Origin of the sequence: Sutterella sp. (assembly GCF_052272535.1) — a bacterium.
GTDB lineage: Bacteria > Pseudomonadota > Gammaproteobacteria > Burkholderiales > Burkholderiaceae_F > Sutterella.
Map to the genome: position 1 here is coordinate 1 of NZ_DAVZJY010000070.1, position 10,240 is coordinate 10,240.

Here is a 10,240-nt window from a genome sequence, read left to right on the forward strand (position 1 = left end):
CCCGCCGCGCAGGGCGCGGACTTGAATCCCCTCCTTCAGGACCCGGGGATGATTCTTCATCCGCCGCTCCTCTACCTCGGGTACGTGGGCTTCGCGGTTCCCTTCGCCTTCGCGGTGGCGGCGCTCCTCGGCGGTCGGCTCGACGTCGCCTGGGCGCGCTGGATGCGGCCCTGGACCACGGCCTCGTGGGTGCTCCTCACGCTCGGCATCAGCCTCGGCTCCTACTGGAGCTACTACGAATTGGGCTGGGGCGGCTGGTGGGCCTGGGACCCGGTTGAGAATTCGTCCTTCATGCCGTGGCTGACGGGCACGGCGCTCATGCATTCGCTCGCCGTGACGGAAAAGCGGGGCGTCTTCAAGATCTGGACGGTCTTCCTCGCGATCCTCACCTTCGCGCTCTCGCTCCTCGGGACCTTCCTCGTGCGCTCGGGCGTGCTCACGTCGGTGCACGCCTTTGCGTCGGACCCGACGCGCGGCATGTTCATCCTCGTCTTCCTCTGCATCGTGATCGGGGTGTCGTTCCTCCTCTTCGCGTGGCGGGGCGGCCGCGTGGGGTCCGCCGCAGACTTCTCGTGGTGCTCGCGCGAAGCGTTCCTCATGGGGAACAACCTGCTCCTCGTGGTGGGGGCCGGCATCGTGCTCCTCGGGACCCTCTATCCGCTCTTCCTCGACGCCGTCGGGGGCGGGCGCATCACCGTGGGGGCGCCGTACTTCGAAGCGGTCTTCGGCTCCGAAATGCTGCCCCTGGCATTCATTCTCCCGGCGGGCGCGGTCTGTGCCTGGCGCAGCGACGCCTGGGCGAGGCTCGGGCGCCTGCTTCTTCCCGCCTTCACGGCCTCCGTCGTGATCGGAATCGCAGCTCCGCTCCTGATGGGGCGCTGGGACCTTCCGATGGCGGCGGCCGCCTTCCTCGCGGTCTGGATCATCCTCGGGGCCGCCACGGACTTCGTGCGCCGCGCGCGCACGACTCGGGCGCAGGGCCGCGGGATCTTCAGCCAGGGCGCGCCCTGGTGGGGCATGCACTTCGCGCACGTCGGCCTCGCGCTCCTCATCTTCGGCGCGGTCGCGGTCTCGCAGTACCAGGTCGAGCGCAACGTGACGATGAACCCCAAGGACGTCGTGACGGTGCGCGACGTCACCTTCCGCTACAACGGCTGGGTCGAGTACCGCGGTCCCAACTACACCGCGGCGAAGGGCTCGATCTCGATTCTCAACGCTTCTACGGGCGTGGAGATCGCGCTCCTCGAGCCCGAAAAGCGCAACTACGACTCGGTCGAGAGCATGTCGATGACCGAGGCGGCGATCCTGCACCGCGCGCACGAAGACGTCTACGTGTCGCTCGCCACCCCGACGCCCGAGGGCGACGGCTGGGTGGTGCGCGCCTACGTGAAGCCCTTCGTGATCTACATCTGGATCGGCACGCTCTTCATGGCCGCGGGCGGCGTGCTCGCGATGTTCGACCGCCGCCGGCGGCGCCTTTCCCAGCGTGAGGAGGCTCTCTGATGACGACCTCGATCAAGCACTTGGCGGCCCTCTGCTGCGCCGCGGGCCTTGCGGTCTCCCTCTGTGCGCTCCCCGCCGCGCCCGCTGCGGCGGCCGAAGAGGGCGCGGCGCCCGTGAAGATGGGAAGCGTCGCCGCGAGCGAAAAGTCGAAGGCCGCGCAGGCCTTCATGGAGGGGGCGGCGACGCTCTCGCGTCCCGCGCCCGCCGGCATGGGGGACCTTGCGGGACTGAAGTCCACGGAGGCGGCCCCGGCCGAATTCGACCCCAAGGCCAATCCGCGGGTCTATGAAATCAGCCGGCAGCTGCGCTGCCTCGTCTGCGCGAACGAAACCATCGCGGAGTCGAACGCGCAGCTCGCCGTGGATCTGCGCCGCGAGGTGGCCGAGCAGGTGAAGTCCGGAAAGTCGGACGACGCCATCATCGAATTCATGGTGGACCGCTACGGCGACTACGTGCTCTTCAAGCCGCCCTTCAAGGCGAAGACGTGGCTCCTGTGGCTCGGACCCGCGGTGTTTCTCCTCCTCGCTCTCTGGGCGATGACGCGCGTCGTGAGAAGCCGCCGGGCTGCCGCGCAAGTGCGTCGCCGCAACGCCGGCCCCGAGGCGCTCGAGCGGGCCAAGCGGGTACTGCGCGGCGAGCTCGTCTTCGATCGCGGCGAATTCAAGCCCAACCCCAACCTGAAGAACAAGGCGTAATTAGGAGTTGATCATGAAGTATGAAGTGATCTTCTGCGTCTTCGCGATCCTCCTCATGGCCGCCGTGATCGGGCTTTTCGCCTGGCGGCTCTTCTCTGGGAGGAGCGACCCCGCGCGCGAATGGCGCCGCACGGCGGAGAACATCGAGGCGCTGCGCGACGAGTACGACCGCATCCGCGCCGCGCGCGACGCGGGCAGGCTGTCGGAAAAGGAGTTCGCGGAGCGCGAGGAGGAGCTCGCGCTCCGCGTGATCGACGAAACCGCGCCGGAGACGGACGAGAAGCACGAGATGGTCGAGCGCTTCCCGGCCGTGACGGCCGCGGCGGTCGCCGTGATCATTCCGGCGGTCGCGATCGGCGGCTACCTCTGGTACGGCGACTTTTCGGCGCTCGACGAGCGCGCCATCGAGCAGATCCGCACGACCCGGGAGGCCGCGCGGTCCGAAAAGAACATGTCCGAGACCGTCAAGTCGCTCGAAGCCGCGGTGGTGCGCGACAAGGACGACCTCGAGGCGTGGGAGCTCCTCGCCGACCAGTACAACGCCACGGGGAACCTCTCGCAGGCGCAGATCGCCTACGAGAACGTCGTGCGCCTCAATCCTAAGAACGTCAACGCGATGGTCGAGCTCGCCGACATCACGATCGGCCTCGACCCCTCGAAGCTCCGTGAAGCCGAAGCCCTCGCCGAAAAGGCGCTCGCGCTCGACCCCTGGAACCAGAAGGCTCTGATGATCGGCGCCGCGGGCGCCTTCGACCGCGGGGACTACGCATTGGCGGCGGTCTACTTCGCCCGCCTGCGCGGCCAGTTCCCCGAAGGGAGCGAAGGCTGGCGGGCGATCAACGGACAGCTCGACATGACGCTCCACGCCGGCGGCCTCAAGGATGTGCCGCTCGATCCCGTCGGGAGGAAGCCCGAAACCGATATGGCGAAGATGATGAAGATGGGCGGCGGAATGTCCGCCGCGCCCGAGCGCGGAGCGGACGGGACGGACGGCGTGGGGCTGAACCCGCTCGGCCGCTGAAGGGTCGGTCCGTCATCCCGGCATTCCGGCGCTCCCGCTGTTGGGGCGGCCGGAAGCCCCAAGCTTCGGATCAAAAGCCGTCGGAGAGACAGAGGCCTCTCCGGCGGCTTTCGTCTCTAATCGGCTTTTGCCGTGGATTTCTCAAGCGCCCGGATGCGCATCGGGGCGGCGCTGCGGGCCATTTCCCGCAGGCGTCCCGCCGGGGCGTTCGGGGAGCGGCGGCAGGGGCGCCGGAGACCCGTTCGAAATGTCGGCAAAATCAACCAATTCAACCGCAAAGCGTTCTTTTGTCGACAATATTTCAACACGATGGAGCGGGTTGACTCGGTCGAGCCGTCATAGGGTGTTTTGCCTATAAGGCGCCTTATGACACGAAAGAAGGCGCCGATAGACTTAAGCCCCAAGTTTCAATGGGGCGCTTCTGCGCGCCGCAGTCTGCTCTCCCCCAAAGGGGGATCCGGTTCCCAAACGAGCGGACGGCGGGCGGCCGCCCCGACAGACCTCCAGCTTGATCTCAACAGAGGAAATCCATCGTGGCACTTATTGCGAATACTCGACCCGAAGCCGCGCTCGTTCTCGCGGACGGCGCCGTCTTCCAGGGTGAAGCCGTCGGCGCGTCCGGAATGACCGTGGGCGAAGTGGTGTTCAACACCTCCATGACCGGTTATCAGGAGATTCTCACCGACCCGTCCTACACGGGGCAGCTCGTGACGCTCACGTGCGCTCACATCGGCAACGTCGGCTGGAATCCCGAGGACATGGAGAGCCGAAGCATCCACGCGGCCGGGCTGATCGTGAAGGCCTGCACGGATTCGCCGAGCAACTGGCGCGCCCGCGGGTCGCTTCCCGACGCCCTGAAGAAGGCCGGCGTGAAGGCGATCGCCGGGATCGACACCCGCGCGCTCACGATTCATCTGCGCGAGACGGGCGCCCAGCCGGGCGCGGTGATCTGCGCCGAACCCGGAGCCGCCCTCACGGATGCGGACCTCGCCCAAGCGCTTGACGCCGCCAAGAGTTGGGGCTCCATGGCCGGTCAGGACCTCGCGCAGACCGTCACCACGGATGAAGCCTACGAGTGGACCGAGGGGAGCTGGACGCCGACGCACGAAAACGAACCCGCCGGGTTCCGTCAGGCCGCCGCCTTCCCGTACCACGTCGTTGCCTACGACTTCGGCATCAAGACGAACATCCTGCGCCTCATGGCCGACCGCGGCATCCGCGTGACGGTCGTGCCGGCAAAGACCTCGTTCGAGGACGCGATGGCCTTGAACCCCGACGGCATCTTCCTCTCGAACGGCCCGGGCGACCCCGCGCCCTGCACCTACGCGATCGAGGTCGCCAAGAAGGCGATTGCGGCGAAGATCCCGCTCTTCGGCATCTGCCTCGGCCACCAGATCATGGGCCTCGCCGTCGGCGCGAAGACCCTCAAGATGAAGTTCGGTCACCACGGCGCGAACCACCCCGTCGAGAACGTCGAGACGAAGCGCGTCGCCATCACGAGCCAGAACCACGGCTTCGCGGTGGACGCCGCGACCCTTCCTGAAAACGCCCGCGTCACGCACCGCTCGCTCTTTGACGGATCGCTGCAGGGCTTTGAACTCGTCGGCCAGCCCGCGTTCTGCTTCCAGGGCCACCCGGAGGCGAGCCCCGGCCCGCACGACATCGACGTGCTCTTCGCGAAGTTCGCCAAGAGCCTCGCCGAGCACCGCCGCGGCTGAGGGCCCCTCGTGCTCAAGACGGAAGACTGAAAGAAACAAAACACGCGCAAAGACGACAGCAAAATGGCGAAGCGTACAGATATTCAATCCATCCTCATCATCGGCGCGGGTCCGATCATCATCGGCCAGGCCTGCGAATTCGACTACTCGGGCGTTCAGGCGTGCCGCGTGCTGCGTGAAGAGGGCTACCGCACGATCCTCGTCAACTCCAACCCGGCGACGATCATGACGGATCCGCAGACGGCGGACGCGACCTACATCGAACCGATCACCTGGGAGACGGTGGCGCGCATCATCGAGAAGGAGCGCCCGGACGCGATCCTCCCGACGATGGGCGGCCAGACGGCTCTGAACTGCGCGATGGACCTCGCGCACCACGGGATCCTCAAGCGCTACGACGTCGAACTGATCGGCGCCACGCCCGAGGCGATCGACAAGGCCGAGGACCGCGAGCGCTTCAAGAAGATCATGAGCGAGATCGGCCTCGAGTCGGCCCGCTCCGGCGCGGCGCACACCCTCGAGGAGGCCCTCGCGATCCAGAAGACCGTCGGCTTCCCCGCGGTGATCCGCCCGAGCTTTACGCTGGGCGGCTCCGGCGGCGGCATCGCCTACAACATGGAGGAGTTCCTCGCGATCGTCACGCGCGGCCTCGAACTCTCCCCGACGTCCGAGGTGCTCATTGAAGAGTCGCTCCTCGGCTGGAAGGAGTACGAGATGGAGGTGGTCCGCGACAAGGCGGACAACTGCATCATCGTCTGCTCGATCGAAAACCTCGATCCGATGGGCGTGCACACCGGCGACTCGATCACGGTCGCCCCGGCGCAGACCCTCACCGACAAGGAATACCAGGCGATGCGCGACGCCTCGATGGCGGTGCTGCGCGCGATCGGCGTCGACACGGGCGGCTCCAACGTCCAGTTCGCGGTGAATCCCGACACCGGCCGCATGATCGTGATCGAGATGAACCCGCGCGTGTCGCGCTCGTCCGCCCTCGCGTCGAAGGCGACCGGCTTCCCGATCGCCAAGATCGCCGCGAAGCTCGCCGTCGGCTACACGTTGAACGAACTCAAGAACGAGATGACCGGCGGCAAGACGCCCGCCTCGTTCGAGCCCGCGATCGACTACGTCGTCACCAAGGTTCCGCGCTTCGCGTTCGAGAAGTTCCCCGCCGCGAACGACCGCCTCACGACGCAGATGAAGTCCGTGGGCGAAGTGATGGCGATCGGCCGCACCTTCGAGGAGTCCCTCCAGAAGGCGCTGCGCGGTCTTGAGACCGGCAAGTGCGGCCTCGATCCGAAGACCACCGACCGCAACATCATCCTGCGCGAGATCGCCGAACCCGGCCCCGAGCGCATCTTCTACGTCGCCGACGCCTTCCGCACCGGCATGACGATCGACGAGGTCTTCTCGTCGACGAAGATCGACCGCTGGTTCCTGCGTCAGATCAAGGAGCTCGTGGAGGTCGAAGCCTCCATCGCCGGCCACAGCCTCAACGAACTCGACGAGAACGACTTCTGGGCGCTCAAGTCCCGCGGCTTCTCCGACCGCCGCATCGCCGCGCTTCTCACGGACTGCCACGAGAACGAAGTGCGCGAGGCGCGCCGCGTCCTCGGCGTCGAGCCCGTCTACAAGCGCGTGGATACTTGCGCCGCGGAGTTTGCGACCACGACCGCCTACCTCTACTCGACCTATGAACGCAGCCGCATCTCCGAGGCCGCCCCGAGCGACCGCAAGAAGGTGATCGTTCTCGGCGGCGGTCCGAACCGCATCGGCCAGGGCATCGAATTCGACTACTGCTGCGTGCACGCCTCCATGGCGCTCCACGAGGACGGCTGGGAGTCGATCATGGTGAACTGCAACCCGGAGACCGTCTCCACCGACTACGACACCTCCGACCGCCTCTACTTCGAGCCGGTGACGCTCGAGGACGTGCTCGCGATCTGCGAAGTTGAGAAGCCCCAGGGCGTGATCGTGCAGTACGGTGGCCAGACGCCGCTGAAGATCTGCCGCGCGCTCGAAGCCCACGGCGTGCCCATCATCGGCACGACCCCCGACGCGATCGACTGCGCCGAGGACCGCGGCCGGTTCCAGGCATTGATTGAGAAGCTCGGTCTGCGCCAGCCGCCCAACCGCACCGCCTTCACCGAAGAGGAGGCCCTGAAGAAGGCCGAGGAGATCGGCTATCCGCTCGTCGTCCGCCCGAGCTACGTGCTCGGCGGCCGCGCGATGGAGATCGTCCACACGCCCGAACGCCTGATCAAGTACATGCACGAGGCCGTGAAGGTGAGCCCCGAGGAGCCCGTGCTTCTCGACCGCTTCCTTGACGACGCCGTTGAGATGGACGTGGACGCGGTCTGCGACGGCGACGTCGTTGCGGTCGCGGGCGTGATGGAGCACATCGAACAGGCGGGCGTCCATTCGGGCGACTCCGCGTGCTCGCTGCCGCCCTACAGCCTCGCCCCGTCGCTCGTCGCGGAGATCCGCCGCCAGACGCGCGAGATGGCCAAGGCCCTCAAGGTGGTCGGCCTCATGAACGTCCAGTTCGCCGTGAAGAACGCCCACTCGGAGAGCCCCGTGGTCTACGTCCTCGAAGTGAACCCCCGCGCCTCGCGCACGGTTCCCTTCGTCTCGAAGGCGACCGGCCACCAGCTCGCCAAGATCGCCGTGCGCTGCATGGTGGGCGACAAGCTCGCCGACCAGCACCTCACCGTCGAGGAGCTCGAGAAGGCGCCGAAGTACTACTCCGTCAAGGAGGCCGTCTTCCCGTTCGCGAAGTTCCTCGGTGTTGATCCGGTCCTCGGGCCGGAGATGCGCTCCACGGGCGAAGTGATGGGCATCGGCCGCGACTTCGGCGAAGCGCTCCGCAAGAGCCAGCTCGCCGCCGCGTCGAAGCTTCCCTCGGGCGGCATCTGCTTCCTCTCGGTGCGCGACTCCGACAAGCCGAAGGTGGCGATTGCGGCTCACGAGCTCCACCACGCCGGCTTCAAGCTCATCGCCACCGCGGGCACCGCGCACCAGATCCAGGCCGCCGGCATCCCGTGCCGCAGCGTCAACCGCGTTCATGAAGGTCGTCCGAACATCCTCGACCTCATCAAGAACAAGGAGATCCAGCTCGTGATCATGTCGGTCGCCGAACACGAGAACGAACTTGACGACGCCCGCGCGATCCGTCAGACGTGCCTCGCCGAGCAGACGACCTACTACACGACGATGGCGGGCGGCCTCGCCGCGGCCGAAGGCATCCGTCACGGTGAGCTCTCCGAAAAGGTGCGTGATCTGCAGACGCTCCACAAGGGCATCGTCGACTAAGGCCTGAAGGTCTGAGGGTGGTTCCGGCCGGGGCGGCTGTCTGGACGGCCGCTCCGCCTTTTCCCCCCGACGAAGTGCGGCCCGTGGAATCCGTGAGGGTTCTGCGGGCCGCACGCATTTGGAAGATGGTGAAGCACGCCCATCATGTTTTGCAATCTCCCGAAAACGCTTTGACATCCTCTCCGCCTTGAAGGAACGGAGAGGATGTCAAGCTTCAAGGGTCGAGGGCTGACGGTTCTGGATGCAGAAGAAAAGGCCGCATTCCGGGGGAGTGCGGCCTTTCGAACGTCTGCGTCCCGCCGACCAACCCGGACGGGCGTCCGGGGGCGGCGAAAGTACGGCGAAGGTGAGGCGCCTAGGACCAACCCATGGCCTGCAGGACCGTGAGCGCGACGATGGCGACCACAAAGGTCATCAGCGCGAAGGGCATCACGAACTTCAGCCACTGGCCGATGTTGCAGCCCGAGAGCGACATCGCGGCGGCGAGCACGGCCGAGACCGGCGTGACGCAGTTCGTGAGGCCGTCGCCCAACTGGAAGGCGAGGCAGAGCACCTGGCGGGAGATGCCGAGCACGTCCGCCACCGGGATGAAGAGCGGAATGAGCATCGGCACTTTGGCCGGACCCGACGGGATGAGGAAGTTGATGAAGGTCGTGAAGAGGAAGATGCCGCTGGCGACGAGCGAATCGTGCATCCCGCCGATCACGTAGACCGCGGCGTAGGCGATCGTGTGGAGGATCTTGCCGTCGACCAACACCATGCCGATCACCTTCGCGAAGCCGATCATCAGGCAGATGCCGCCCATGGCGGTGGCGCCGGTGATGAAGAGGACGGCGAGGCGGTTGATGTTCATGCGGTTGACGACGCCTACGACGATCACGGCGATCATCGCGAAGGCGAGAAGCTCGGGGAATCCCCAGCCCGACGATGCGGCGCCGTAGGCGTAGACGGCGAACGGCACGAACATGCAGGCGATCGTCACGAGGTTCTCCCAATGGAGCTTCGGCGCCTCCTTGGGCAGGGCGAGCTCTTCGGCGTTGGACTTCTCCATGTAGCCGATGATGCTCTTCGAGGGATCGCGGCTGATCTTGAGGCAGTAGCGGGTCGTGTAGATCACGCAGAGGAGCGTGAGGACGGCCCACACCACGAGGCGGGCGCCGAGGCCCGATACGGGCGCAAGCCCCGCCGTCTCCTGCGCCATCAGGATGATCGCGATCGTCGGGCCCGCGGCCTGGCCGGTGATGTAGGGCAGATAGAACATCCCAAGGGCTGCGAGCTTGTCGAGGCGGAGCTTGCGCGCGAGGACCATGCCGACCGCGACGAAGGCGACCAGCGAATCCTGGCCCGCGAGACCGCCGATCACGGCCATGAGGACCACGACCGCCGGAACGAGCACCGAGATGCTCTTGTCCTGCAGCCGGTGGACGGAGTAGTTGATCACGCCGTTGATCGCGCCCGATTCAATGACGACGTTGATCATGCCGCCCATGATGAAGAGGAGCGCGAAGATGACGCCCTGGCTCGCGACGCCCTGCGTCACCATGATGAGCGCGTCCCAGAGGTTGACGGGGGCGTTTTCAACGTAGTGGAAGGACCCGGCCACCACGAGCTTCGTCTGCGGGTCGACCGCGTATTCGCCCGCCGGGAGCACGTACGTGAGGCCGCAGCAGATGACGATGAGGCCGATGATGAGGACAAGGACGTGCGGGACGGTGAAGCCCGGCTTCTTGGTTTCCGTTTGAGACATGGCTCTTTCTCCGGAAAAAAATCAGTTGAAGGCTTCGCGCGGAAGCGCTTCGAAGAGAGCGCCCGCCGCGGCGTAGATGCGGTGGATGGGGGCGTCGGCGCGCCAGAGCGGCCATGCGTCGGGGAGCGCCTCGCCGCGCACGAAGGCGCCGAAGTCGCGCCCGAGGATGCGGGTGAGCTCCGCCCCCTCGGCATCCGTCAGGCCCGCGAGCATCGGGGCGCGCCAGCTGCGGAAGGTGCCGAAGAGG

The 10,240-nt window shown here is 66.5% G+C and carries 6 protein-coding genes and 1 pseudogene; 5 read left to right on the forward strand and 2 right to left on the reverse strand.

Translation table 11 applies throughout. From position 1 onward, the window contains the following. From ACT6Y9_RS05170 to carB, 5 genes are all read left to right on the forward strand, one after another. On the forward strand, positions 1-1,503 hold a 1,503-nt coding region (locus tag ACT6Y9_RS05170), incomplete at its 5' end, for a heme lyase CcmF/NrfE family subunit (protein WP_443743740.1). Beyond that, positions 1,503-2,198, forward strand: a complete 696-nt coding sequence (locus ACT6Y9_RS05175) for a cytochrome c-type biogenesis protein (protein ID WP_443743741.1) — start codon at positions 1,503-1,505, stop codon at positions 2,196-2,198. The genes ACT6Y9_RS05170 and ACT6Y9_RS05175, both read left to right, overlap by 1 nt. Positions 2,199-2,211: 13 nt before the next feature. Next, positions 2,212-3,219, forward strand: a complete 1,008-nt coding sequence (gene ccmI, locus ACT6Y9_RS05180; RefSeq protein WP_443743742.1) for a c-type cytochrome biogenesis protein CcmI — start codon at positions 2,212-2,214, stop codon at positions 3,217-3,219. Positions 3,220-3,752: 533 nt separating this feature from the next. Continuing rightward, positions 3,753-4,937 carry a glutamine-hydrolyzing carbamoyl-phosphate synthase small subunit gene (carA, locus tag ACT6Y9_RS05185; protein WP_443743743.1) on the forward strand — a complete coding sequence of 395 codons (1,185 nt, stop codon included), beginning with the start codon at positions 3,753-3,755 and terminating at the stop codon, positions 4,935-4,937. Positions 4,938-5,000: 63 nt separating this feature from the next. Further along, positions 5,001-8,246: a carbamoyl-phosphate synthase large subunit gene (carB, locus tag ACT6Y9_RS05190; RefSeq protein ID WP_443743744.1), complete on the forward strand. Its 3,246-nt coding sequence runs from the start codon at positions 5,001-5,003 to the stop codon at positions 8,244-8,246. 355 nt (positions 8,247-8,601) lie between these two features. Here the strand turns inward: carB and ACT6Y9_RS05195 are convergent, their stop codons facing one another. Both ACT6Y9_RS05195 and ACT6Y9_RS05200 read right to left on the reverse strand, forming a co-directional pair. Next, complete coding sequence (locus tag ACT6Y9_RS05195; protein WP_443743745.1) at positions 8,602-9,993, reverse strand: YfcC family protein; 1,392 nt, start codon at positions 9,991-9,993, stop codon at positions 8,602-8,604. Positions 9,994-10,014: 21 nt separating this feature from the next. After that, positions 10,015-10,240, reverse strand: a pseudogene (locus ACT6Y9_RS05200) (hypothetical protein); the annotation flags it as partial.

Bases quoted from the DNA above. Each gene is read 5' to 3' on its own strand.
- ccmI (WP_443743742.1), top strand. From the start codon at position 2,212: ATGAAGTATGAAGTGATCTTCTGCGTCTTCGCGATCCTCCTCATGGCC.
- ACT6Y9_RS05175 (WP_443743741.1), top strand. From the start codon at position 1,503: ATGACGACCTCGATCAAGCACTTGGCGGCCCTCTGCTGCGCCGCGGGC.
- ACT6Y9_RS05195 (WP_443743745.1), bottom strand. From the start codon at position 9,993: ATGTCTCAAACGGAAACCAAGAAGCCGGGCTTCACCGTCCCGCACGTC.
- carB (WP_443743744.1), top strand. From the start codon at position 5,001: ATGGCGAAGCGTACAGATATTCAATCCATCCTCATCATCGGCGCGGGT.